At 31.4% G+C, this 25810-nt stretch carries 21 protein-coding genes; 13 read left to right on the top strand and 8 right to left on the bottom strand.

Annotation, left to right across the window (positions count from 1 at the left end):
• Positions 1–219 (top strand): hypothetical protein (locus BUA21_RS14775; protein WP_200796565.1); only part of this gene is annotated, 219 nt, incomplete at its 5' end.
• Between the two features lie 5 nt (positions 220–224).
• Here the strand turns inward: BUA21_RS14775 and BUA21_RS12925 are convergent.
• Positions 225–1805 carry a TolB family protein gene (locus BUA21_RS12925; RefSeq protein ID WP_072745257.1) on the bottom strand — a complete coding sequence of 527 codons (1581 nt, stop codon included), beginning with the start codon at positions 1803–1805 and terminating at the stop codon, positions 225–227.
• Between the two features lie 174 nt (positions 1806–1979).
• Here BUA21_RS12925 and uvrB point away from each other — a divergent pair, with 174 nt between their 5' ends.
• The 5 genes from uvrB to BUA21_RS12950 all read left to right on the top strand — a co-directional run bounded on the left by uvrB (position 1980) and on the right by BUA21_RS12950 (position 10377).
• Positions 1980–3944 carry an excinuclease ABC subunit UvrB gene (gene uvrB, locus BUA21_RS12930; protein WP_072745258.1) on the top strand — a complete coding sequence of 655 codons (1965 nt, stop codon included), beginning with the start codon at positions 1980–1982 and terminating at the stop codon, positions 3942–3944.
• A gap of 16 nt (positions 3945–3960) precedes the next feature.
• A complete protein-coding gene (gene uvrA / locus BUA21_RS12935; protein ID WP_072745259.1) occupies positions 3961–6780 on the top strand; it encodes an excinuclease ABC subunit UvrA in 2820 nt (939 codons plus the stop codon).
• Between the two features lie 54 nt (positions 6781–6834).
• Positions 6835–7383: a hypothetical protein gene (locus BUA21_RS12940; protein ID WP_072745260.1), complete on the top strand. Its 549-nt coding sequence runs from the start codon at positions 6835–6837 to the stop codon at positions 7381–7383.
• Positions 7384–7467: 84 nt separating this feature from the next.
• Positions 7468–8559, top strand: coding sequence for an ethanolamine utilization protein EutH (eutH, locus tag BUA21_RS12945; RefSeq protein WP_072745261.1), 1092 nt, complete (start codon positions 7468–7470; stop codon positions 8557–8559).
• A 36-nt stretch (positions 8560–8595) separates the two neighbouring features.
• A complete protein-coding gene (locus BUA21_RS12950; protein ID WP_072745262.1) occupies positions 8596–10377 on the top strand; it encodes an aminopeptidase P family protein in 1782 nt (593 codons plus the stop codon).
• Between the two features lie 32 nt (positions 10378–10409).
• Here the strand turns inward: BUA21_RS12950 and BUA21_RS12955 are convergent, their stop codons facing one another.
• The 5 genes from BUA21_RS12955 to BUA21_RS12975 form a co-directional block, all read right to left on the bottom strand.
• Positions 10410–11135: an amino acid ABC transporter ATP-binding protein gene (locus tag BUA21_RS12955; protein ID WP_072745263.1), complete on the bottom strand. Its 726-nt coding sequence runs from the start codon at positions 11133–11135 to the stop codon at positions 10410–10412.
• Positions 11128–11778, bottom strand: coding sequence for an amino acid ABC transporter permease (locus BUA21_RS12960; protein WP_072745264.1), 651 nt, complete (start codon positions 11776–11778; stop codon positions 11128–11130). Before BUA21_RS12960 ends, BUA21_RS12955 begins: the two co-directional genes overlap by 8 nt.
• Before the next feature lie 11 nt (positions 11779–11789).
• Entirely contained in the window at positions 11790–12617 is an 828-nt protein-coding gene (locus tag BUA21_RS12965; protein WP_072745265.1) for an ABC transporter substrate-binding protein, read from the bottom strand.
• A gap of 250 nt (positions 12618–12867) precedes the next feature.
• Positions 12868–13482 (bottom strand): RecX family transcriptional regulator, encoded by a 615-nt coding sequence (locus BUA21_RS12970; protein ID WP_072745266.1) that lies wholly within the window; start codon positions 13480–13482, stop codon positions 12868–12870.
• 91 nt (positions 13483–13573) lie between these two features.
• Positions 13574–13822 (bottom strand): hypothetical protein, encoded by a 249-nt coding sequence (locus BUA21_RS12975; protein WP_072745267.1) that lies wholly within the window; start codon positions 13820–13822, stop codon positions 13574–13576.
• 308 nt (positions 13823–14130) lie between these two features.
• On the opposite strand from BUA21_RS12975, the gene BUA21_RS12980 reads away from it, so the two are divergent.
• On the top strand, positions 14131–14745 hold the full coding sequence (locus tag BUA21_RS12980; protein WP_234973721.1) for a DUF881 domain-containing protein: 615 nt from the start codon (positions 14131–14133) through the stop codon (positions 14743–14745).
• Positions 14746–14766: 21 nt separating this feature from the next.
• On the opposite strand, the gene BUA21_RS12985 is transcribed toward BUA21_RS12980, so the two are convergent.
• On the bottom strand, positions 14767–15444 hold the full coding sequence (locus tag BUA21_RS12985; protein ID WP_072745268.1) for a hypothetical protein: 678 nt from the start codon (positions 15442–15444) through the stop codon (positions 14767–14769).
• A 109-nt stretch (positions 15445–15553) separates the two neighbouring features.
• Here BUA21_RS12985 and uvrC point away from each other — a divergent pair, with 109 nt between their 5' ends.
• The 6 genes from uvrC (at position 15554) to BUA21_RS13015 (ending at position 25021) form a co-directional block, all read left to right on the top strand.
• Positions 15554–17386: an excinuclease ABC subunit UvrC gene (gene uvrC, locus BUA21_RS12990; RefSeq protein ID WP_072745269.1), complete on the top strand. Its 1833-nt coding sequence runs from the start codon at positions 15554–15556 to the stop codon at positions 17384–17386.
• A gap of 18 nt (positions 17387–17404) precedes the next feature.
• The gene (gene hprK, locus BUA21_RS12995) at positions 17405–18349 is read left to right on the top strand and encodes an HPr(Ser) kinase/phosphatase (protein ID WP_072745270.1); all 945 of its coding nucleotides are present in this window, start codon (positions 17405–17407) and stop codon (positions 18347–18349) included.
• 203 nt (positions 18350–18552) lie between these two features.
• Entirely contained in the window at positions 18553–22077 is a 3525-nt protein-coding gene (gene nifJ / locus BUA21_RS13000; RefSeq protein WP_072745271.1) for a pyruvate:ferredoxin (flavodoxin) oxidoreductase, read from the top strand.
• Positions 22078–22231: 154 nt separating this feature from the next.
• Positions 22232–22912, top strand: coding sequence for a VanR-ABDEGLN family response regulator transcription factor (gene vanR, locus BUA21_RS13005; protein WP_072745272.1), 681 nt, complete (start codon positions 22232–22234; stop codon positions 22910–22912).
• 250 nt (positions 22913–23162) lie between these two features.
• Complete coding sequence (locus tag BUA21_RS13010) at positions 23163–23984, top strand: sensor histidine kinase (RefSeq protein WP_159429112.1); 822 nt, start codon at positions 23163–23165, stop codon at positions 23982–23984.
• Positions 23985–24115: 131 nt separating this feature from the next.
• Complete coding sequence (locus BUA21_RS13015) at positions 24116–25021, top strand: D-alanyl-D-alanine carboxypeptidase family protein (RefSeq protein ID WP_233242553.1); 906 nt, start codon at positions 24116–24118, stop codon at positions 25019–25021.
• A 43-nt stretch (positions 25022–25064) separates the two neighbouring features.
• Here the strand turns inward: BUA21_RS13015 and prxU are convergent, their stop codons facing one another.
• Complete coding sequence (prxU, locus tag BUA21_RS14985; RefSeq protein ID WP_084604305.1) at positions 25065–25784, bottom strand: thioredoxin-dependent peroxiredoxin; 720 nt, start codon at positions 25782–25784, stop codon at positions 25065–25067.
• Positions 25785–25810: the final 26 nt, after the last annotated feature.

The following is a 25810-nucleotide window of genomic DNA, read 5'->3' on the forward strand; positions in this document are numbered from 1 at the left end:
AATGCGCTTTATTTTTCACCAAAATATATATGGATAGATGTACTTAATGAAAAGGGCAAATTAGTTACTTTAGATTATAAAGACTATAGAGAGGGTATACAAAGTTTAGATGTATTGTTTATTCCTAAAGAGTCAGATTACTCATTTGTTGTTGAGGAAGTAAAGAGCCCATTGTCAAGACTTTTGAAAAGGATAAAAATAAAGGGACTATTTAAATAAGTCCCTTAATTTGTGTTCAATTTTAATTTGCTTAAATCTATAGAATATATAATATGTCTTTTGCTATTTTCTATAGGAGGGGATAAACTTATATATCCCTTATTTAATTCTTCATCGTAAAACAATTTGTCACCAGTTATATTTGCAAATTCTTTAAATGAATTGTCTTTAATATTGTATTTCACAAGGGTATAATCATTGTTGCAAGAGTTCTTTGCAATTATAATCAAATTTTCCGAATTAAGTTTTACATAGTTTTTGACATTTAAATCTGTTTCTTTTTGTACCAATGCCTCTTTTAAATCATAACTATATAGGTTATCTTCGTTTTTATCATGAATATTTTTCAGATAAAGTATTTTATCATCATTTAAGAAGTTTGCACTATATCCTTCATCTAATTTTTTTAGCGTAGTTCCGTCTTTTGTCAAATAAATGTTTTGATTTAGCTCACCTTCATCAAATTCTGTGAATACAATTAAATCACCATTTATATCAAAATTAGATATATTTTTAGGAGTAGTAAAAATATTTTCTAAACTGTTGTCTTTGATATTGTATGAAAACATTGTGGATTTATCCTTTGCATTATTGTCCATAAAACATAGTGTGGAATTGTCTTTCCAACTTATATTCCAAGTATGATTGTATCCAATAGGTGTTATTTTATTTGTTATTTTATCTTTCATATTTATTAAATAAATATCAGTTTCATTTTCGTCATTTTCAATCAAAGAGATATAATTGTTATCTGGATTAAATATTGCTGAATAGATAGAATCATTTGTTTCATAAATCTTTTCTTTTTCTTTAGTCTCTAAATTGTAGAGCCAAAGTACATTGCTAGTTGTTGAGTCATTAGAATGCTCTTGTTTGTATAGCAAGTATTTTTTAGGTACATAATCTATAATTAGCCCATCATCTATATAGTCGGAAACAATATTTCTGTTAGAGGACAGAATTTCTCCTGTAAGGGCATCTGCTTTTACAGATAAGTTTACCAATGGTGCTTTTAAATTTTCTTTATCAAAGATATTGTTGAAAGAAATATTCCAAACAAAACTGTCTTTATTGCGAACTAGATTTACTTCTGGTATAGTGTTTGGTGATATTTTAAAATGAGAATATATTTTGTTAAGAGTTTGAGTTTTTCCAAATTTCAATTCTATAGGTTTATAATTTTGGTTGATTATATTGAATTTAAAATTTTTCAAACTTTCATTGTCCAAATCATATAGAACAATATTTGCTTGAGGTATTACAAGTTGAGTTTTATCATCTTCCAACAGTCTATTAGTATAAATATTTATTTCATTGTCTGATTTAGTTATTTTATCTATGGTGACTCCAGAGCATTCTACAAGGCCCAGAGAAGCTAGCAATTTGGTTTTGCCATCTTTAGTGTTCAGTTCTACATTTGGTTCTATTGTCTGATATCCTTTAGATAAGACAATTTTTTCTATTTTGTACCCAATGGGTTTTTCTTCAAGTTTCTCGCTAGATTCAAGTTTGTGAGTAGTGTTGTTACATGAAACTAGTAATAAAATTAATAATGTGATAAATATTAGTAGAAGTATTTTTTTCATTTAAGCCGCCTCCTTCTCTAATAGTTTATACTATTCAACAAAGAAGTTCAATTACCTTTTTTATTGAAATTTTTATTGGGAGAATTATTTTAAAATCCCTTTGACATTAAAGATAAATAGATTATAATTTAATAATAGGAACGAACGCACGTTCAAACAAAAGAGGTGAATGTTTTGAATAAATTTAAGATAAAATCGGACTTTAAACCTACTGGTGATCAGCCAAAGGCTATAGAAAAACTTTCTCAAGGAATATTAAATGGGGAAAAATATCAGACTCTTTTAGGAGTGACGGGTTCTGGGAAAACTTTTACTATGGCAAATATCATTGAAAATGCACAAAAACCTACATTGGTTATAGCTCATAACAAGACATTGGCTTATCAATTGGCCAGTGAGTTTAGAGAATTTTTTCCTGACAGTGCAGTAGAGTATTTTGTCAGCTACTATGACTATTATCAACCAGAAGCCTATGTACCTCAGACAGATACCTATATTGAAAAAGATGCCTCCATAAATGATGAAATAGATAAATTAAGACACTCTGCTACAGCTGCTCTTTTTGAGAGAAAAGATGTGATTATAGTTTCTAGTGTGTCTTGTATATATGGATTAGGGGATCCTATTGACTATGAAAATTTAGTGATTTCCATAAGGCCAGGGATGATAAAGGATAGAGATGAAATCATAAGAAAACTTGTAGATATTCAATATGTAAGAAATGATATCAATTTTACAAGGGGAACTTTTAGAGTTCGAGGAGATGTACTGGAAATATTTCCAGCTTCATCTAGTGAAAATACCATTAGAGTTGAATTTTTTGGGGATGAAATAGACAGAATTGTAGAAGTAAATTATCTTACAGGAGAAATTATAGGACTTAGAAGTCATGTCTCTATTTTTCCTGCTTCTCACTTTGCTACTTCCGAAGAAAAAGTTGAAAGGGCAATAGTGACAATTGAGGAAGAGTTAGAAGAAAGGTTGAGAGAACTTAAAAGTCAAGATAAGCTTTTGGAGGCTCAAAGATTAGAACAGAGAACTAGATATGATATTGAAATGCTCAAGGAAATGGGATACTGTCAAGGAATAGAAAACTACTCTAGACATATAAGTGGAAGGTCAGAGGGTAGTAGACCATATACACTTATTGATTATTTTCCAAAAGATTTTTTGATAATAGTAGATGAATCTCATGTGACTATTCCCCAAATCAGGGGTATGTATGAAGGGGACAAATCCAGAAAGACTACTCTTGTAGAGTATGGATTTAGACTTCCATCAGCGTTGGATAATAGACCTTTGAAATTTAATGAATTTGAAGAACATATAAATCAAATAGTATTTGTCAGTGCAACTCCAGGGCCCTATGAATTGGAACATTCTGAAAGTGTAGTAGAGCAAATCATAAGGCCTACAGGTCTACTTGATCCAGAAATTGAAGTACGACCTACAGAAAATCAAATTGATGATTTAGTTGCAGAAATAAGGAAGAGAGAAAAGAAAAAAGAAAGAGTACTTGTGACTACTTTGACTAAAAAAATGTCAGAAGATCTTACAAACTATTTTAAAGAAATAGGTATAAAGGTCACGTATCTTCATTCGGATATAGATACTATTGAAAGAATGGAAATCATAAGGGATTTGAGACTTGGAAAGTATGATGTATTGGTAGGAATAAATCTTTTGAGAGAAGGACTTGATTTGCCAGAAGTTTCACTTGTAGCAATACTTGATGCAGATAAAGAGGGATTTTTAAGATCAGAGACTTCTTTGATTCAAACTATAGGGAGAACTGCAAGAAATTCTTCTGGAAAAGTAATCATGTATGGAGATACTATCACAAGGTCTATGAAAAAAGCCATAGATGAAACCAATAGAAGAAGAAAAATTCAAGATGAGTACAACAAAGAGCATAGTATCACACCAAAGACAATAGTTAAGGCTGTAAGAGATGTGATTGAAGCTACTAAAGTTGTAGAAGAAGATGAAAAATATGAAGATGTGAAGATGTCCAAAGAAGAAATAGAAAATATCATTGAAGGGCTTAAAGATGAAATGCTTAAAGAAGCAGAATCTTTAAATTTTGAAAGAGCTGCCGAAATAAGAGACAAGATAATGGAGTTAAAGAAGATGCTCTAGTTGAAGGGGTGATTAAATGTCAAAAGATAAGATAATTATAAAAGGAGCAAGAGAACATAATTTGAAAAATGTGAATTTGGAACTTCCACGAGATGAATTCATAGTCATAACAGGGCTTAGCGGTTCTGGAAAGTCATCTTTGGCTTTTGATACTATTTATGCAGAAGGTCAAAGAAGATATGTAGAAAGTCTTTCTGCCTATGCAAGACAGTTTTTAGGTCAGATGGAAAAGCCTGATTTGGATTATATTGAGGGGCTTTCTCCAGCCATATCTATAGATCAGAAGACAACAAGCAAAAATCCCAGATCTACTGTAGGAACTGTGACGGAGATTTATGATTATTTGAGACTTCTCTTTGCAAGAATTGGGACACCTTATTGCTATAAATGTGGAAAAGAAATAACCAGTCAAACAGTAGATCAAATGGTAGACAAGATAATGGAATTGGAAGATAGGACAAAGATTCAAATACTTGCTCCTGTAATTAGAGGGAAAAAAGGAGAACATCAAAAGGTATTAGAGTCTATAAAAAAAGAAGGATTTATAAGAGTAGTAGTAGATGGAGAAATGCATGAAATTACTGATGAGATATCGTTAGAAAAAAATAAAAAGCATAATATAGAGATAGTCATTGATAGAATTGTTGTGAAGGAAGGTATTGAAGGCAGAGTTGCTGATTCTATAGAGACAGCACTTAAACTTTCTGATGGACTAGTTATAGTGGATATCATAGATGGAGATAAGATGTTGTTTAGTCAAAAATTGGCTTGCCCTGATTGTGGAGTAGTCATTGAAGAACTTTCTCCAAGGATGTTTTCTTTTAACAGCCCTTTTGGAATGTGCCCAACTTGCAATGGCATAGGGTATTACAAAAAAATAGATAAAGATCTTGTCATCCCCAATCCTTCTTTGAGTATAAATGAAGGTGGTCTTGCTCCATATAGCAATTCGGGAGAAAATACTTATTATTATCAAATATTTAAAACCTTGGGAGAAATTCATAGTTTCAGTATGGATGCGCCTTTAAAGGATGCACCAAGTGAATTTTTAGATGAACTATTGTATGGTACAGATAGAGTTATAAGTTTTAATTTTGAGAGTCATTTTACTGGTCCTAGATCTTATAAGGGAACTTTTGAAGGAATCATACCAAATTTAGAGAGAAGATATAGAGAAACTAATTCTGATTACATGAGGGATAGAATAGATGAATTTATGGCTGAAAATCCATGCCCTCATTGTCATGGGAAAAGACTTAAAGAAGAAGTTTTAGCAGTTAGGATAAATGGATTGAATATAGCAGAAGTGACGGATTTATCTATTAGAGAATCACTAAAATTCTTTGAAAATTTGAAACTCACTGAAAGACAAGAGCTTATAGCCCATCAGATACTTAAAGAAATAGTAGAGAGACTTAAATTTTTGCAAGATGTTGGTCTAAATTATTTGACCCTTTCTAGAAGTGCTGGTACTCTTTCGGGAGGAGAATCTCAAAGAATAAGATTAGCAACTCAGATAGGTTCTAGCCTTGTAGGAGTAGTATATGTTCTTGATGAACCTAGTATTGGACTTCATCAAAGAGATAATGCAAAACTTCTTAAAACTCTTAGAAATTTAACGGATTTAGGGAATACCCTTATTGTTGTAGAACATGATGAAGAAACTATGTATAGTGCAGATTATATCGTGGATGTAGGTCCTGGAGCTGGTACACATGGGGGATATATAGTAGCTGAGGGAACTGTTGAAGATATAAAGAAATCAGAAGAATCCATTACAGGTCAATATCTTTCAGGAAGAAAGAAAATTGAAGTACCTGCAAATAGAAGAAAACCTAATGGAAAATGGGTTGAAATAATAGGTGCTAATGAAAACAATTTAAAAAATATTGATGTAAAAATACCTTTAGGGGTTTTCACTTGTATCACTGGAGTTTCTGGCTCTGGTAAAAGTACCCTTATAAATGAGATATTATATAAAAGTCTTGCAGGACAATTAAATGGAGCAAAGGTAAAACCAGGGAAACATAAGAAAATAAAAGGCCTTAAAAATCTTGACAAGGTAATAGAAATAGACCAGTCTCCTATAGGAAGAACTCCAAGATCTAATCCTGCTACTTATACAGGGGTATTTGACTATATAAGAGATGTATTTGCCATGACTACAGAAGCAAAGATGAGAGGGTACAACAAAGGCAGATTCAGCTTCAATGTAAAGGGAGGAAGATGTGAAGCCTGCAATGGAGATGGAATCATAAAAATAGAGATGCATTTTTTGCCTGATGTATATGTTCCATGTGAAGTATGTAAAGGGAAAAGATACAATAGAGAGACTCTTCAAGTCAAGTACAAGGGAAAAACTATATCTGATGTATTGGATATGACTGTGGAGGAGGCATTGGAGTTTTTTGAAAATATCCCAAATATAAATAGAAAACTTCAAACTTTATATGATGTAGGGCTAGGATATATAAAACTTGGTCAACCTTCTACACAGCTTTCTGGAGGAGAGGCCCAAAGAGTGAAACTTGCCACAGAACTAAGCAAGAGAAGTACTGGAAAGACCCTCTATATACTAGATGAACCTACAACAGGACTTCATATGGCTGATATTCACAAGCTCATTCAAGTGCTAGACAGATTGGTGGAAAACGGAAATTCAGTAGTAGTCATTGAACACAATTTAGATGTGATAAAGACTGCAGATTATATTATAGATTTAGGTCCAGAAGGCGGGGATGAAGGAGGAACTATTGTTGCAACAGGAACCCCAGAGGAAGTAACTAAAGTGGATGCTTCATATACTGGACAATTTTTGAAAGAAGTTTTAAAATAAATTCATGTTTAAATCCTCTATTTTTGTCCATACTCTCTATTGGGAGGGATATGGATGAAAAAGAGGATTCTTTGTTTTATAATGCTTTTTTATTTAATATTTGCATTGTACACTATGGTTTTTTCTCAAAATAATTACAATAAAATAGATGTTTCTTTTAAAGATATTGTTTTAAAGGGTCAAGGAGGAATATATAATTTACATGGAGAAACTTTTTATTATAACAATAAACTTTATGCTCCAGTTTCAAATGTGATAAAAGCTCTAGGAGGAGAAGGAATATTAAATAAAGAAGAAAATGAGATAACTATAAGAAATTATAAGGATTTTCCTGAATGCAATAGTTTAAAGGGAGAAGTGTTTGCCTACGGTATGATAATGAGTATTGATTATCAATCTAGAAAACTAGAAATAGAACAGTATTTAGATGATAATAGCATAGAATTACCTTCTAAACTAGAAGTTAAAAAAGATGTGAATATAATATTGGAGAGAAATGACAAGAAGATGAATTTGGATTTTGCCGATTTGAAAGCTGGAGATAGAATAGGCCTTATTTTAGATAAAGAAAAAAATGTAAGAGCAATCATTTTGTCTAAATAGAGTTTCATAAAAAGTATAGCAAAATCATCTACTTTCTGATACAATATCATTGCAATATTTATTATGGACAGAAAGAGGTATTTTATGAGCCAAGTTGTATTTTATATAATAATATTTTTTTCAATATTAGGAGCTATAGACAAATTGCTGGGGAACAAGCTGGGACTTGGTATAAAGTTTGAGGAAGGCTTTAAAGGCATGGGGAGTCTTGCAATGACTATGATAGGTATATATTGTCTTTCGCCTGTCATAGCTCATTATTTTTTGTCTTTTTTGTTGCCTCTATCAAGGGCAACAGGAGCAGATCCTTCTATTTTTATAGGCAGTATTTTAGCTTGTGACATGGGAGGATATACGGCAGCTGTAGAGATTGCAGCCAATGAGGAAATGGCAAAGTTTTCTGGAATCATTCTAGCTTCTATGATGGGAGCTACTATATCTTTTACTATACCTGTTGCTACAAATATATTGTCCGAGGAGGATTTTGATTATTTTGCAAAAGGTGTATTGTCTGGAATAGTTACTATACCTGTTGGATGCTTTATAGGTGGACTAGCTATGGGATTAGCTATTAAAGACATATTTATAAATACAATTCCAATTGTAGTATTGTCTGTAGTTATAGCTATATGTCTTGTAAAGATCAAAGAAAAAATCGTGAAATTATTTATAAATATAGGTAAAGTAATATTTTTTATAAGTATCGTTGGACTTATATTGAGTATATTGGAATTTGTAATTGGCATAAATATAGTGCCTGGAATGATACCTTTTGAAGAGGGAGTTGTAGTAGTGGGGAAAATAGCAGTTATATTGTCGGGAGCTTATCCTTTGATTTATTTTCTATCGAAGGTATTGGCAAAAGGATTGTCGAGTTTAAGTGATAAGTTAGGGGTAAACGATATTTCTATACTAGGTCTTATAACTTCTTTGGCCAACAATGTACCAACTCTTGGAATTTTAAGGAACATGGATTGGAAAGGCAAGATAATAAACTCGGCTTTTGTAGTAAGTGGTGCTTTTACTTTTGGAGGCCAATTGGGGTTTGTTTCAGGTGTTTCTGAAGACATGGTAATACCTTTTATATTTGCTAAACTTGCAGCAGGATTCAGTGGAATACTTGTTGCTATGTTCTTTATAAAGTTAGAAGAGAAAAACAGAAAAAGTGTGATATAATTATTTTGAGAATCTAAATATAAGGGGGTTAAAAAAATGAGTACCATAAATGAAAGAATAGCGTCTCTAAGAAGTTTAATGAAAGAAAGAGGGATAGATGCCTATATAATACCGACCTATGACCCTCATCAAAGTGAATATGTAGGAGATCATTGGAAGACAAGAGTTTGGATATCTGGATTTACAGGCTCAGCAGGGACTGTTGTCATAACAATGAAGGAAGCAGGATTGTGGACAGATGGTAGATATTTTATACAAGCAGCAAATCAAATCAAAGATAGTGAAATAAAGCTTTTTAAAATGGGTATCCCAGGAGTTCCATCCTACATGGAATGGCTTAAAGAAAATTCAACTGAAGGTTCTAGTCTAGGATATGATGGAAAAGTATTCCCAGTTTCAGATGTAAAACAAATAGAAGATAAACTTTCAAGCAAAAATATAAAATTAGTTGAAGATTATGATCTTGTAGGAGAAATATGGGGAGATAGACCAGAGCTTCCAATGGATAAAATATTTATTTATGATGTAAAGTATACAGGAAAGAATCCAAAGGAAAAGATAAATGAAGTAAGAGAAAAAATGAAAAAAGTAGACGCTTCCTATTATGTATTGGGGAGCTTAGATGATATAGCTTGGGTCTACAATATAAGAGGAAATGATGTTGAGTGCAACCCAGTAGTTACTTCTTATGGACTTATTTCTATGGATAAAGCTTATCTATTTGTTCATAAATCAAAAGTTCCTACAGAAGTTGAAAAGTACTTAAATGACAATGGTATAGAAGTAGTTGAATATGATGAAGTGAGAAAGTATGCTGAAAATATAAAAGAAAATTCTAGAGTGTTTATAGATCCAAGTAGAATAAACAAATGGTTATATAATGGCATACCAAGTAGTTGCAAGATAGTTGAAGGAAGAAATATCACTACAGATTTAAAAGCAGTTAAAAACTCAGTAGAAATAGGAAATTTAAAGAATTCTTATATAAAAGACGGAGTGGCATTGGTTAAATTTTTGTATTGGTTAGACCAAAATATAGGCAAAATTCCAATGTCAGAAATATCTGTTACTGAAAAATTGGAGGATTTCAGAAGAGAACAAAAAGATTTTGTGGAACCTAGTTTTGATACCATAGCTGGATACAAAGAGCATGCTGCTATGATGCACTATAGTGCTACAAAAGAATCTGATTATAGTCTTGAAAAAGAAGGAATGCTTCTAATTGATTCAGGTGGACAATATTTAGATGGAACTACAGATATAACAAGAACTATAGTATTAGGTCCTATTTCAGAAGAAGAAAAGAAAGACTTTACTTTGACATTGAAAGGCCATATAAATCTAATAAAGGCTAGATTCCTATATGGAGCAACAGGTTCAAATTTAGATGTGCTTTCAAGATTTCCATTGTGGCAAGAAGGTCTTGACTACAAATGTGGTACAGGTCATGGAGTAGGATATTTCTTAAATGTTCATGAAGGGCCACATAGAATTTCACCAGCACCAAATACAGTTAGATTGGAAGAAGGAATGGTTGTAACTATAGAACCAGGTGTATATAAAGAAGGGAAACATGGTATAAGAATTGAAAATGACGTAGTAGTTAAAAAAGACATTGAAACAGATTCAGGTCAATTTATGAAATTTGAAACTATATCTTATTGTCCAATAGATTTGGAAGGGGTAGATGTAGAACTATTAAATGAAAGTGAAAAACAATGGTTAAATAACTATCATGAAGAAGTTTACAAAAGATTATCTCCATATCTAGAAGGAGAAGAAAAAGAATGGTTGAGAAGAGAAACTAGAAATATATAAGTAGAAAAGCTCCGCAAGGAGCTTTTTCTATTTTAACATAAGACTCTCTTGAGAAAGTCTTGGGCCCTTTGATTTTGAGGATTTTTAAAAAATATTTCTGGGGTTCCTTCTTCAAGGACAATACCTTCATCCATGAATACAATTCTATCTGCAACTTGTTTGGCAAAACTCATTTCATGAGTAACTATAATCATCGTCATTCCTTCAGCTGCAAGTTGTTTTATGACTTCTAAAACTTCTCCGACCATTTCTGGATCAAGTGCTGAAGTAGGTTCGTCAAACAATATTAAGTCTGGGGACATAGCTAGAGCTCTAGCTATTGCAACTCTTTGTTTTTGGCCTCCAGAAAGTTCGGTTGGATAACTAGATGTTTTATCTTGTAATCCCACTTGATTAAGTAACTCAAATGCGATGCTTTCAGCGTCTTCTTTTTTTAATTTCTTTAGTTTTATAGGAGCAAGGGTGATATTATCTATTACTGTTATATGGGGAAACAAATTAAAATTTTGGAAGACCATTCCCATCCCTTGTCTTATTTTATTTATGTCATTTTTATTATTTGTAATTGAAAGATCTTTAAAGAATATTTCGCCACTTGTGGGTTCTTCTAGCCTGTTTAAACATCTTAGAAGAGTGCTTTTTCCCGATCCACTTGGTCCAATTATAACAACTACTTCTCCTTTTTTTACTTGCAAATTTATGCCTTTTAGTACATGAAGATTTTTAAATTTTTTATGCAAGTTAACAACATCAATCACTTGTCCTCAATCTCCTTTCAAAGACACTTAGAATTTTAGATAGTGAAAAAGTAAGTATGAAATATATCGTTGCAGATATAATCAAAGGTTCAAAAGGTTTAAATGTATTTCCTCTTACTGTATCAGTATTGTACATTAGTTCATGTATTCCGATGATTGAAACTATGGAAGATTCTTTAATGATTGTTATAAATTCATTTCCAAGAGCAGGTAATATATTTTTTATAGCCTGTGGAAGTATGATGTTTTTCATTGCCATTGAATATGTCAAACCCAAGGATTTGGCAGCTTCCATTTGTCCTTTATCTACAGCTTGAATACCAGCTCTTATTATTTCAGCTACATAGGCACTGCTATTTATGGACAAAGCTATGATTCCTGCCATGATTTCAGGAAAATTTATACCTAAAATAGGAAGACCATAATAAACTATACATAACTGAACTAATACAGGAGTTCCTCTTATAAATTCTATATAAATAGAGGCTATAGATTTTAAAACCACATTGTGTGATATCCTCATTAAAGCAAAAATCATTCCAAAAATTATTCCAAAAATTATAGTGAATAGGGACAAAAACAAAGTTATCTTTGTTCCTTCTAAAAAAAATCCGTAATAATCTTTCAAGAAACTAAAATTCAAAATATTCCCTCCTACTCTTCTGAAAGCATTGTTGCATTCTTTATGAAATTGTCTAGAAACTTATTTTCAACTAATCTATCAATGGTCTTGTTCATAGTATCTACAAGTTCTTTGTTTCCTTTTTTAACAGCTATTGCCACTCCATCTTCTTTCCCAAAAGATATGTATGAAAGGCATAAGTCGGGATTTGCATTGACATAGGCTTCAGCAACAGGTTTTACTAAAACTATTCCTTCTATCTTTTTGTTTTTCAATTCCAATACTAAATCTGTGATTTTACCTAAAGATTTAAGCTGTGCATTTTCGATTTTATTTAGTGCTACTTCTTCTTGAATTGTTCCTTTTTGAGCACCAACTTTCATTCCTTTTAATTCTTCAATTGACTTGTATTTTTCCTTATCTTCAGTTCTAATCAAAAATCCTTGATCAGCTTCATAATATTTTTTAGTGAAATCAACACTCTTAGCTCTTTCGGTAGTTGGAGTCATACCTGCTATTATAAAATCCACATTACCAGTTTGCAGAGATCCCAACAATCCCTTAAAATCCATATCTTTTATTTCAAGTTCCACATCTAAATCTTTAGCAATTTCTTTAGCAATTTCAATATCAAATCCTACGATTTCATCTTTGCCATGTATCTGTTTGTGAAATTCATAAGGAGGATAGTCTGCACAAGTTCCAATAACTATCTTGCCAGAATCCTTAATTTTTTCGATTGATGATTTATTTTCAGTTTCTTTTGAAATATTTTTAGAATTTCTACATCCTGATAAGGATGTGAAGGTTAAAATTATAATTGCTACTAGTATTATGTAAGCATTGAATTTTTTTGTCATTTCATATTCCCCCTTAAAATAATTATTATAAGTTAGTATTATAAAACAAAAAGTATAAATTTGCAATATAAATAATAAAAATGCATAAATATTTATTTAGAGGATTATAGAAAGAAAAACTCGAAAGCTTAAAGAAAGAAAAACCGATGAAAGCATACTACTTAATAGAAAAGAATGATATTTAAAAATGATATATTCAAAATATTATGGAAAGTGAAAGATTATGCATCGATGTATAAATATGCATTTGCTATTTTAACAACTCTTTCAATACACTGGAAATTACATCATAAGAATAGCCTTTTCTTTGAAGATATCCACCTAATTTGCGATAGATGGCATTTTTATCGTCATTTTTATAAGACTTGATTTTTTTACTTGCTAAGTTCATGGCTCTTTCAAATTCGTCATCGCAATATTTTTCTATTACTTCATCTACTATATTTTTAGATACGCCTTTTGAGAAAAGCTCTTGTTTGAGTCTATAACTTCCCCAATCTCTGAAATTTATTTTATCTTTTATGAAACTTTCGGCAAATCTTCTATCATCTATTAGTTCTTGTTCTTTTAGAAATTTGATAGTATTATCTATGGTATCTTGACTATATCCTTTAGTGTTCATGCTATTTCTTATTTCACATTCTGATCTCCATCTATACGAGAGAAGATTTAAGGCGTAATTGTTAGCTCTATTTTGTTCTTCACCTTGAAGTACATCTTTTATAAAACTTTCATCTATTTCCATATCTACTTCTAAACTATATTTGTAGAGTATTTCTATATCTATGCCAAAGGCAAAATTTTCATCTATATATACATTTACTCTATTCTTATTTTTTTGAGATTCTATTTTTGTTATTTTCATTTTATCCATCCTTGCTTGAGTTTATATCCAGTATTATATCACAAAAAATATAGGAAGACATTTATGTCTTCCTATAGAAATTTTGATTGAATTAGTGAACCAAAAGCTTTTCTTTTTCTTCTACGACATCATAGTATAAATTTTTGTTGTATCTAATCATACCTTTTTTGTAACCTTGCATTTCTGCAAGTGTTTTTAGTTCGATTCCTGTTATCTCAATTAGTTCTTCTCTTGTTTTTTCCCCTTTTTTGTCTTTTACTGAACAACGATAAATTGCATCATCTTTTAAATCTTTAACTTCAATTCCCAACGTCTTTAAGATCTTGTTAGATACAGCCAAAACATTCACCCCCTGTTTGATATCTGTTAAAATATATTTATTACATTTATTTAATATGATACACATATATCATACCACATTTTGGGAGAAAATATCAAGAAAATTTCTACAATTCGTATTTGAAATTAGAATATATATAAATATTGAATAGTTTGTGTTATAATTATAGAGTAATAATATATAAAATCCTCATTTTTGCAAAGGGGGGTATAAAAATTAAAAAGGAAAATCTTCTTATATTTTTCGTAAGTATTTTTTTAGGTATATTGATTGCTTTTCAAACTAAGACAGTAAACAATATATTGAATGTGAAATTGCCAATCAATAGAAGCAACAATCAATTAGTTAATCAAATCAAAAAAGAAAGAGAAGCTAACAAATTGTTAGAAGATGAAATAAAAAGTGCAAATAAAATTGTAAACAATTATGAAAAAGGTGTTGTGGAAGAAGATGATGAAGTAAAAGAGGTATTTGATGATATCCAAAAATACAAGATTATGATAGGATATGAAGATGTGCATGGGTCTGGTATTTTAATAGAAATAAATGATCTTTATGATGACTTTTTTTATTTTACTGATGAACAAGTTTTATTTGAAAAAAAAGAATTGTTGATGTTTATAATTAATTCATTAAAACTTGGTGGAGCAGATGCCATTGCAATAAATGATTTGAGATTTACCAATCATACAGAAATAGAAGTGGCAGGGAATCACTTTGAGATAAATGGAACTTCTACCAATACACCTTTTGCCATAAAAGCTATTGGTAATCAAGACAATTTATATGAAGTAGTCAAAAATTTAGTTGATGATTCAATGTTTGATATAAAAATCACCAAAGAAGAAGATATCGTTATTCCAAAGGCTAACAAAACTATTGAATATAAATATGCAGAACCAGTCTTAAATAGCAAAAGATAAAGCATCCTTTTTTGGATGCTTTTATAAATATTTTCTCATTTCTATTTCATTTTGCTTGAGTATATATAGAATTTGATTTTTTTCTTCTCCCCTTGTATTTAATGTTATTTTTCCTTGTTCATATTCGATAAACAATTCTATTCCATCTTGTAATGGCAGATATCCGTCAATCATAGTATATGGATAAAAACCTGTAGTATTATGGAGAGGTTGACCAAGAGGGATATCTATTCTCAAATCCATTCCCGTCACAACAATTCCTTCTTGTGTAAATATTATTTTCATGGTTTTTTCAGAATATTTGAGTAAAAATATTGAGATAATCAAAAAAACAACAAAAAGGACTATATTGATTATAGATATAGATTTAAAAGAGACATTGGCTATAACTGAGGCAAAATATATTAGAACTAAAAATAGATAAATCCATGATTTTTCCGTTTTGGTGAAATTGTCCCCATCTATTTCTAAAAAAACTTTGCTTTGGGATAATAATTTTTTGTTCCATTTAAATTTTAAAAATCCTTGAAAAAACATAAAAAATATAAGACCTATAGAAAGTATTATGGGAAGTATACTATCTTTTGCCCTAGATGAATTTTTTAACATTGGATTTAATATGAGGGGCAAAATAGATATAAATGCAATTGTCACCATAAAGGATATAAAAAATGCTATAGATTTTTTCATTTTCACCATAAACAAGCCTCCTAAAATATTGTTATGATATATATTATATATTATTGAAAAATCTTATTCAATTTACTTATAATAATATAATGATATATTTAAATAGAAAGGTGATTTTATGTTTAATATAGAGGAAGAGCTAAAAAAACTGCCTGATAAACCAGGAGTATATATAATGAAGAATGAAAGTGGAGAAATAATTTATGTAGGTAAAGCAATATCTTTAAAAAGAAGAGTAAGACAATACTTTCAATCTTCAAGAAATAATACAGTTAAAGTAAATGCCATGGTTAAAAATATAAGTGAATTTGAGTACATAATAGTAGACAATGAAGTAGAAGCTTTAATACTTGAATCAAATTTGATAAAAAAGCATAAGCCTAAGTACAATGTACTTCTAAGAGATGATAAACAATATCCCTATATAAAAGTAACTACAAACGAAAAATATCCTAGAGTTATAAAGACCAGAAAAGTATTGAAGGATGGAGCAAAGTATTTTGGACCCTATCCAAGTGGATATGCAGTCAATGATGCTCTTGAAATAATCAGGAATTTATATCCTATTAGAACTTGCAAATTAAAGCTTAATGGAGAAAAAGTATTAGATAGACCTTGTCTTAACTATTATATAGGCAGATGTCTAGCACCATGCCAAGGAAATGTAGATGAGAAGACGTATTTGGAAATGATAGATGAAATACTTATGTTTCTAAATGGTAGAGAAGAGAAACTTGTAGAGATGATAGTTGAGAAAATGAATGAGGCTTCTAGAAATTTAGACTTTGAAAATGCAGCAAAATATAGGGATCAGGTAAATTCACTGAAATTAATTCTTGAAAAGCAGAAGATTGTTTCTGCTAGCAATATAATAGATCAAGATATTATAGGTATGGCTAGAGGTGTTGAAGATGTATGCGTGCAAGTCTTTTTTATAAGAGCAGGTAAGATTATGGGAAGAGAGCATTTTATTTTGTCTGATGTGGAGCATCTAGATAGAAGTGAAATATTGAGTTCGTTTATAAAACAGTTTTATCTTGGAACAGCTTATGTACCAAAGGAAATATTTGTAGAAGAAGAATTTGAAGATATAGAGGTAGTATCAAAATGGCTGAGCGAGAAGAGAGGAACCAAAGTAGATATAAGGATTCCAAAACGAGGCGAGAAGAGCCAGTTGATGGAAATGGTCAGAAGCAATGCTCTAAATACTCTAAATCAATATGGAGAAGATATAAAGAGGAAAACAAAAGAAAGAGAAAAAGCTTTGGAAGAATTGGCAAGTATCATGGAATTAGATAAAATACCATTTAGGATAGAGGCTTTTGATATATCCAATATTCAAGGAGTAGAACCTGTAGGGAGTATGGTAGTATTTGAAAATGGAGTACCTAAAAAAAGTGATTATAGAAGATTTAAGATAAAGACAGTTATAGGTCCAAATGACTATGCTAGTATGGCAGAGATTATAAAGAGGAGATTTGAAAGATGGCCTTCTTGTCTACCAGATCTCATCATGATAGATGGAGGAAAGGGACAGGTAAATATAGTAGAAAGGGTACTCAAAGATTTAGTCATAGATATAGCTGTATGTGGACTTGTAAAAGATGAATTTCACAGAACTAGGGGTATTATATATAAAAACAATGAAATAAATTTAGAGGAAAGCGAAGGAACTTTTAAATTAATAACTAGAATTCAAGATGAAGCTCATAGATTTGCTATAAGTTATCACAGAAGTTTGAGAAGTAAAAAGATGTTCAAATCTGTATTAGATGACATAAATGGTGTAGGTGATAAAAGAAAAAGAGCACTCTTAAAGGCTTTTGGAAGTGTAGATGGAATAAAAAAAGCTTCCTTGGAAGAACTCGTAGATGTTGAAGGAATGAACAAAACTGTGGCAGTAGAAGTGTACAATTTTTTTAGAAAAGACAATAAAAAAAGTGAAGAATAAAAATGGGGAAGTGATGGTATGGATTATGTTACATTGGACAAATTGATAGAAGATTTAAATTTAGAAACTATATATTGTGCAGACAATATAAATAAGGTGAAGATAAATAAAAGTGATGTAAATAGACCAGGACTTCAGCTGGCAGGATATTTTGATTATTTTGCCTATGAAAGACTACAGATAATAGGAAATGTGGAGTGGTATTATTTTGACAGCTTAGATGAACAAGTAAAACTTGAAAGAATAGAAAAAATGTTTTCTTATCCAATACCTGCTGTTGTTATAGCTAGGGATTTAGAAGCATTTCCTGAAATGATTCAATTTGCAAAGGAAAAAAACAGGACAATTTTAAGAACTGAATATTCCACTACCAAATTTGTAAATTTGCTCATAAACTATTTGGACGATGTATTGGCTCCTGAAATTACAGTTCATGGAGTATTGGTAGAAGTATATGGTATGGGTATATTGTTGACTGGTAAAAGCGGTGTAGGAAAAAGTGAAACAGCTCTTGAACTCATCAAACGAGGTCACAGGCTTATAGCAGATGATGCTGTAGAGATAAAAAGAGTAGAAGATGATATTAGAGGAACTGCACCAGAAATAATAAGACATTTTATGGAAATAAGAGGCATAGGAATACTTGATATAGAAAGGCTTTATGGTGTAGGAGCCGTTAAAAAATGGGAATTCATAGATATGGTTATAGAATTAGAATTCTGGGACGAAAACAAAGAATATGACAGAATAGGTTTAGATGAAGAATATACAGAAATTTTAGGTATAAAGATACCTAAATTAGTTATACCAGTAAGACCAGGAAGAAACACTGCCATGATAGTAGAAGTTGCAGCTAGGAACAATAGACAAAAAATTTTAGGATATAATGCTGCAAAAGAACTTGGAGAAAGAGTTAAAAATGAAATTGATAAGAGAAAAAAAGACTATCATAAAGTAGATTGATAAAATCATAACAAACAATTAGAACCTTAGAACTAGCAAATATGAGGGTTTGAAAAACAACTACAAATTTATTAATATTTTGTTGGTTGACTTTATAACTCATGTTTAATATACTGAAAATAGAATGTGCCTTGTGGGCATAAAAATATTTAGTACTATAAAGTGTTAAACAAATTGAAAATTATTATAAAGGGGGTCTATAAATGACAAAAGTTATGAAGACCATGGACGGCAATACTGCTGCAGCCTATGTTGCATACGCTTTTACTGATGTAGCAGCAATTTACCCAATAACACCATCTTCACCAATGGCAGAGTTAATTGATGATTGGGCTGCCCATGGGAAAAAGAATATTTTTGGTCAAGAAGTACGAGTTACTGAAATGCAATCAGAAGCAGGAGCAGCAGGAGCTGTTCATGGGTCATTGTCAGCAGGAGCTTTGACAAGTACATTTACTGCTTCTCAAGGATTATTACTTATGATTCCTAATATGTATAAGATAGCAGGAGAATTGATGCCAGGTGTATTTCATGTAACTGCTAGAGCAATTGCAGGTCATGCACTATCAATATTTGGAGACCATTCAGATGTTATGGCTGCTAGACAAACAGGATTTGCTCTTTTAGCTTCAGGTAGTGTTCAAGAAGTAATGGACTTAGCTGGAGTAGCTCATCTAAGTGCTATAAAAGGTAGAGTACCTTTTGTACATTTCTTTGATGGTTTTAGAACAAGTCATGAAATTCAAAAGATTGAATTAATTGATTATAAAGAATATGAAAGATTAGTTGATATGGACGCAGTAAATGAATTTAGAAATAGAGCGTTAAATCCAGAGCATCCATATACAAAAGGTACAGCACAAAACCCAGATATATTCTTCCAAGCTAAAGAAGCATCAAATATATTCTATGAAAGAATTCCGGACATAGTTAACGATTATATGAAGGAAATTTCAGAGATTACAGGTAGGGAATATAAACCATTCAACTATTATGGAGATCCAGAAGCTGAAAATGTTATAGTGGCTATGGGTTCAGTGACAGAGGCTATTGAAGAAACGGTTGATTACTTAAGAGATAAAGGAGAAAAGGTCGGAGTACTTAAAGTTCATCTATATAGACCATTCTCAGAAAAATATTTCTTTGATGTAATGCCAAAGACAGTTAAGAAAATAGCAGTTCTTGATAGGACTAAAGAACCAGGTGCATTGGGAGAACCACTATACTTAGATGTTCGTTCTCTATACTATAGAAAAGAAGATGCTCCTATAATTGTTGGCGGAAGATATGGATTAGGTTCAAAAGATACTACTCCATCACAAATTTATGCTGTATTTGAAAACTTGAAACAAGACAATCCAAAAGATGGATTCACAATAGGTATAGTAGATGATGTAACTCATACATCACTAGATATAAAAGAAGAAATAAAAACTGCCCAAGAAGGAACAATAAGATGTAAATTCTGGGGACTAGGTTCTGATGGAACTGTTGGTGCAAACAAGAGTGCAATAAAGATCATTGGAGACAATACAGATATGTATGCTCAAGGATATTTTGCATATGACAGTAAGAAATCAGGTGGAGTTACTATATCGCATTTGAGATTTGGAAAACAACCTATAAGATCTACTTATTTAATTGATGAGGCTGATTTTATTTCTTGTTCAAAACAATCTTATGTTCACCAATATAGTGTATTAGATGGATTAAAAGATGGTGGTACATTCCTTCTAAATACTACTTGGTCAGTTGATGAATTAGAAGAAAGATTGCCAGGAAATGTTAAGAGATATTTAGCTGAACACAATATAAACTTCTATATTATAAATGCTACAAGTATTGCAAGCGAAATAGGACTTGGAAATAGAACAAATATGATTATGCAATCAGCTTTCTTTGAACTTGCAAAAGTTATACCAATAGAAGAAGCTGTTAAATATTTGAAAGATTCTATAGTTAAGACTTATGGAAAGAAAGGTCAAGAAGTTGTTGACATGAACTTCAAGGCGGTTGACAGAGGAATTGAATCCTTAGTTAAAGTTGAAGTTCCAGCAAGTTGGAAAGATGCTGAAGACGAAGAAGCAGCTTGTGACAAAGAAGTGCCAGATTTCATTAAGAATGTTCTAATTCCAATGAATAGACAAGAAGGAGATAAACTTCCTGTAAGTACTTTTGTAGGGAGAGAAGACGGATCATTCCCACATGGAACTGCAGCTTATGAAAAACGTGGTATTGCTGTAAATATTCCAGAATGGCAAATAGACAATTGTATCCAATGTAATCAATGTTCATTTGTATGTCCTCATGCAGCAATTAGACCAATATTGGTAAATGCAGAGGAAGCTAAAAACAAACCAGAATCATTTGAAACTAAGAAAGCTATGGGTAAAGGACTTGAAGGCCTTGAATACCGTATACAAGTAAGTCCACTTGATTGTACAGGCTGTGGAAACTGTGCTAATATATGTCCTGCAAAGGAAAAGGCATTGGTTATGAAACCATTAGAAAATCTAGTAGAAGTTCAATCTAAAAACTGGGATTTTGCTATGACAGTTGAACCAAAAGAAGAACTTATGGCTAGAAACAATATCAAGGGAAGTCAATTTGCTCAACCATTGCTAGAGTTCTCAGGAGCTTGTGCTGGATGTGGAGAAACTCCATATGCCAAATTAGTTACTCAATTGTTTGGAGATAGAATGGTAATTGCCAACGCTACAGGATGTTCATCAATTTGGGGAGCTAGTGCACCTGCTACTCCATATTGTACAAACAAAGAAGGCAAAGGACCAGCTTGGGCGAATTCATTGTTTGAAGACAATGCTGAATACGGATATGGTATGTCAGTAGCTATCAAACAATTAAGAAATAAATTAGAAGGACTTATGAAAGAATTCATTGAATTAGATGTTGACAGTGAACTAAATGCTGCTTTCAGTGAATGGGTTGAAGGAAAAGATGAAGCAAAGGCTTCAAAAGCTGCAACACTTAAGATTCTTCCATTGCTAAAGAAAGATATTGCCAATGAAAGAGGAAAAGAAGTATTAAGTCGAATAGATGAACTTAGAGATTATCTAATTAAGAAATCTCTTTGGATATTTGGTGGAGATGGTTGGTCATATGATATAGGATTTGGTGGTCTAGATCATGTACTTGCTTCAGGAGAAGATGTAAATGTATTGGTATTTGATACAGAGGTTTATTCAAATACTGGTGGACAATCATCAAAGGCTACTCCAACAGCAGCTGTTGCTAAATTTGCTGCATCTGGAAAGAGAGTTAGAAAAAAAGATTTAGGTATGATAGCAGCTTCTTATGGCTATGTATATGTAGCTCAAGTAGCTATGGGAGCAGATAAAAATCAATTGATAAAAGCTTTAACAGAAGCAGAAAGTTACAATGGACCATCACTTATTATAGCTTATGCACCATGTATCAATCATGGAATTAAGACTGGAATGGGAACTAGCCAAAATCAAGAAAAGAAAGCAGTAGAATCTGGATATTGGCATCTATATAGGTACAATCCAGTGCTAGAGGAAGAAGGAAAGAATCCATTTACTCTAGATTCTAAAGAACCAACTGCTAGCTTCATTGATTTCTTGAATACAGAAGTTAGATATACTTCACTAAAACGAACTTTCCCAGAAATAGCAGAAGAATTGTTTAAGAAAGCAGAACAAGACGCAAAGGCTAGATACGACAAATACAAAAAAATGGCTGAATAAATGAGACAGCAGGGACGGTTCTCACTGTCTCAAAACCGCTTCACAGAATACTATCTGTGAAGCGGTTTTTTATGGCAAGGATAAAATAAAAGTGATATAATCAATTTGTGTAAGAGTGGAAATAAATCGAAGATTATTTTATTTGGAGGGTAAGATGACTAGAATTCTTGTGGTTGATGATGAAAAGGAAATAGCTGATTTGTTAGAATTTTATCTTCAAAATGAGGGATATGAAGTAATAAAAGTTAATACTGGCAAGGGAGCCTTAAGTGTTATTGAAAGTCAAGATATTGACTTAGCTATTTTGGATATTATGCTTCTAGACATTGATGGTTTTACTATTTTAAAGAAGATTAGAGAAAAATATTTTTATCCCGTCATTATGCTTACTGCTAAAGTTGAAGATATTGATAAGATAATGGGTTTGACTATTGGTGCTGATGATTATATCACGAAGCCTTTTAATCCTCTTGAACTTATTGCAAGGGTCAAGACTCAGATTAGAAGGACTAAATTGTACAATAAAGAGATTGAATCAGATTTTATTGACATTAATGGCTTACATATAAATATGAATTCACATAAAGTTTATCTTAATGAAAAAGTTATAGATCTTACGCCTTTGGAATATGACATTTTATTGTATCTAGCTAAAAACAGGGGAAGGGTTATTTCTTCAGAAGAGCTGTTTACTAATGTTTGGGGAGATAAATATATAAATAACAACAATACTGTTATGGCTCATATTGCAAGATTGAGAGAAAAGATGGGCGAGAATACTAGAAAGCCCAAATTTATTAAAACTGTTTGGGGGGTAGGATATATAATTGAATGATTATTATAATTATTTTAAGAAAAAATTCCAACTGAAATTTGTCTTTTGGGCTATTTTATATACTGTAATTATTTTGTTGTTATTTTTTGTATTTAAGGTAATCTTAAGTAGAAAAACATATTTTGGGTATGAATTTATGTATCCTTTTTTTCATTGGGCAAATAACAATAAAGCTTTTTTAATTTTTTTAGTATTAACATTTGGATACGCTATTATAATATTAAGGTGTTTTAAAAAATCATTAAAATATATGGATGAGATTATTAGTGCAATGGAAGAGGTATATAAAAAAGATGATGAAATGATTATTCTTTCGGGAGATTTGAAAGAAGTAAATGACAAGATGAATAAAATTAAGTTTAAATTGAGGGAAAACGAGAAAATAGCTAGGGATTCTGAAAATAGGAAAAATGATTTAATTATATATCTCGCCCATGATTTAAAAACACCATTGACTTCAATTATAGGGTATTTAACTATTCTCAAAGAAGAAAATGATATTAGTGAAAGATTTCGCAAGAAATATCTTGGAATTGTCTATGACAAAGCATTAAGGCTTGAAGATTTAATCAATGAATTTTTCGATATAACACGTTATAATTTAAATGATATTGTACTTGAAAAGTCTACAGTTGATTTTAGTTTTATGATGGAGCAAATCATTTATGAGTTCAAGCCGTTGTTAAGAGAAAAAAATCTTAGCATTAATAGCAATATTGAATCTGGAATTAATATAAATATTGATACAAATAAGATTGAAAGGGTTGTTGACAATATCATTAGAAATGCTATCAATTATTCTTATGCTGATAGTAAAATTGATGTTTGTGTAAATAAAAATGAAAATTTTGTAAATATAGTTATTGCAAATAGAGGGGCAACAATCCCCAGTGCAAAACTTGATCATATTTTTGATGAGTTTTTTAGACTTGATTCTTCTAGAAGTTCCGAGACTGGAAATGCTGGACTTGGACTGGCTATTGCAAAATCAATCGTAACAGCTCATGGTGGTACTATTGCGGCTAAGAGCCAAGATGATATTATAGAAATGAGTGTAAAACTTCCAATTTAATTTTGTAAGAAAATCGTAAGTATTTAGTAATACAAAACGAAAGAAATACACCTTGATTTTTGATAACATTGTATCAGAAACTAAGGTGTATTTTTATGAAATGATTAATGACTAAGCGGGAGGTACATATGATGAAAAAAATTTTTAAACGTTTGATGATTATAATAATACTCTTATTTTTAATTGCTACATTAAAAAACAAATCTAGTTTTTTTGATCTTAATTTAGCGAAATTTTCAAATGTATTTAATTCTGATGATTATTCTAGTAGATATATTTATGTATTGGACCGAGAAAATAAAAGTGTAGAATATGAAAAGAATTCAAGGAAAAGGGCATATCCTGCATCGCTTGCAAAGATTATGACAACTATTGTAGCACTTGAACATATTGATGATCTATCAGCAGTTGCCCCTATAGATGTAGAGACATATAGAAAAATGGTAGAGAATAATGCTTCTATGGCTGGATTTTATGGTAGAGAAGCAGTAACATACAGGGATCTTCTTTATGGAACAATTTTAAGCTCCGGTGGTGAAGCTGCTAATTCTCTTGCTATAAATGTGGCAGGGAGTACCCAAGATTTTGTGCAACTTATGAATGAAAAGGCTTCTGAACTTGGACTTGAAGATACTCATTTTACCAGTCCGGAAGGTCTTCACAATAAGGATCAATATACCTCAGCTTATGACATGGCCAAGCTTTTGGATTATGCTTTGGACAATGGTGATTTTAGAGCAATTTTTACTAAGAAGACTTTCAAGACTACATCTACTATGGATCATCCTGATGGAATTGTGTTAGAATCAACGGTTCTTTCAAAACTTGATGGGATATCAGAAGAAGGTTTTGAGATTGTTGGGGGCAAATCGGGGACAACATATGAAGCTGGAGAATGTTGGGCAACACTTGGTGTAAAGGATGGTCATGAATATATTTGCATAGTTATGGGAGCAACTCTAGAAGATATTAGTAACCCAGATATGGCACAGAGAGAAGATACTGTTAAACTTTATGAGAGAATTAAAACCAATTAATAATAAGGCAGTGAGACTATAGTCTCACTGCCACAAAAAATCATTAGTCATCAAAAGCTTCGTTAACTTTCCAATGTTTCCAAACGTTGCCTACAAGTTCTGGGCCAGGTTTTAGAGTAGTTTTTCCTGGTTTCCAACCTGAAGGAGTAACTTCTCTGCCTTTTGTTTCTCTTACCAATTGGAAAGCTTTTATTTGTCTTATAGTTTCTCCTACATTTCTTCCAACTGGTGGTGTAAGTACTTCAAAACCCTGAATGATGCCATCTGGATCGATAATGAATCTTCCTCTTGTTTCAACTCCGCTATCTTCATCATAAATACCATACATTTTTCCAATACTTCCATCTTGGTCTGCTAGCATTGGAAATGGAATGTTTTTACCAATCATTTTAGATAATTCATGTTCATTCCACATTTTATGAACAAATATTGAGTCTACACTTATTGAAAGAACTTGCACATCTAAGCCTTGCAATTCAGGATATTTTTCAGCAACTGCTGAAACTTCAGTAGCTCAGACAAAGGTGAAATCTCCTGGATAGAAACACAATAGTACCCATTTTCCCTTATAATCCTCTAGACTAACTTTCGTAAATTTGCCATCATGAAAGGCTGGCGCAGTAAAGTTTGGTGCAGGTTTTCCGACTTTTATCATTTTATATTCATCCTCCTTTTTAATTGTTTCAACTACATTAGTAGTTTTATTTTCTGAATTCTTTTCTATTGTAGGTCTAGTACAGCTTGCTTTAATTTCATTTTCCATAAAATCACTCCTATTGATAATTATTA

It is taken from the genome of Sporanaerobacter acetigenes DSM 13106 (assembly GCF_900130025.1).
Classification (GTDB): domain Bacteria; phylum Bacillota; class Clostridia; order Tissierellales; family Sporanaerobacteraceae; genus Sporanaerobacter; species Sporanaerobacter acetigenes.

Excerpts from the sequence above, each read along its gene's own strand:
- BUA21_RS12925 (WP_072745257.1), bottom strand. The coding sequence starts at position 1,805 with ATGAAAAAAATACTTCTACTAATATTTATCACATTATTAATTTTATTA.
- uvrA (WP_072745259.1), top strand. The coding sequence starts at position 3,961 with ATGTCAAAAGATAAGATAATTATAAAAGGAGCAAGAGAACATAATTTG.
- BUA21_RS12940 (WP_072745260.1), top strand. The coding sequence starts at position 6,835 with ATGAAAAAGAGGATTCTTTGTTTTATAATGCTTTTTTATTTAATATTT.
- eutH (WP_072745261.1), top strand. The coding sequence starts at position 7,468 with ATGAGCCAAGTTGTATTTTATATAATAATATTTTTTTCAATATTAGGA.
- BUA21_RS12950 (WP_072745262.1), top strand. The coding sequence starts at position 8,596 with ATGAGTACCATAAATGAAAGAATAGCGTCTCTAAGAAGTTTAATGAAA.
- BUA21_RS12965 (WP_072745265.1), bottom strand. The coding sequence starts at position 12,617 with ATGACAAAAAAATTCAATGCTTACATAATACTAGTAGCAATTATAATT.
- BUA21_RS12970 (WP_072745266.1), bottom strand. The coding sequence starts at position 13,482 with ATGAAAATAACAAAAATAGAATCTCAAAAAAATAAGAATAGAGTAAAT.
- BUA21_RS12985 (WP_072745268.1), bottom strand. The coding sequence starts at position 15,444 with ATGGTGAAAATGAAAAAATCTATAGCATTTTTTATATCCTTTATGGTG.
- uvrC (WP_072745269.1), top strand. The coding sequence starts at position 15,554 with ATGTTTAATATAGAGGAAGAGCTAAAAAAACTGCCTGATAAACCAGGA.
- hprK (WP_072745270.1), top strand. The coding sequence starts at position 17,405 with ATGGATTATGTTACATTGGACAAATTGATAGAAGATTTAAATTTAGAA.
- nifJ (WP_072745271.1), top strand. The coding sequence starts at position 18,553 with ATGACAAAAGTTATGAAGACCATGGACGGCAATACTGCTGCAGCCTAT.
- vanR (WP_072745272.1), top strand. The coding sequence starts at position 22,232 with ATGACTAGAATTCTTGTGGTTGATGATGAAAAGGAAATAGCTGATTTG.
- BUA21_RS13010 (WP_159429112.1), top strand. The coding sequence starts at position 23,163 with ATGGATGAGATTATTAGTGCAATGGAAGAGGTATATAAAAAAGATGAT.
- BUA21_RS13015 (WP_233242553.1), top strand. The coding sequence starts at position 24,116 with ATGAAAAAAATTTTTAAACGTTTGATGATTATAATAATACTCTTATTT.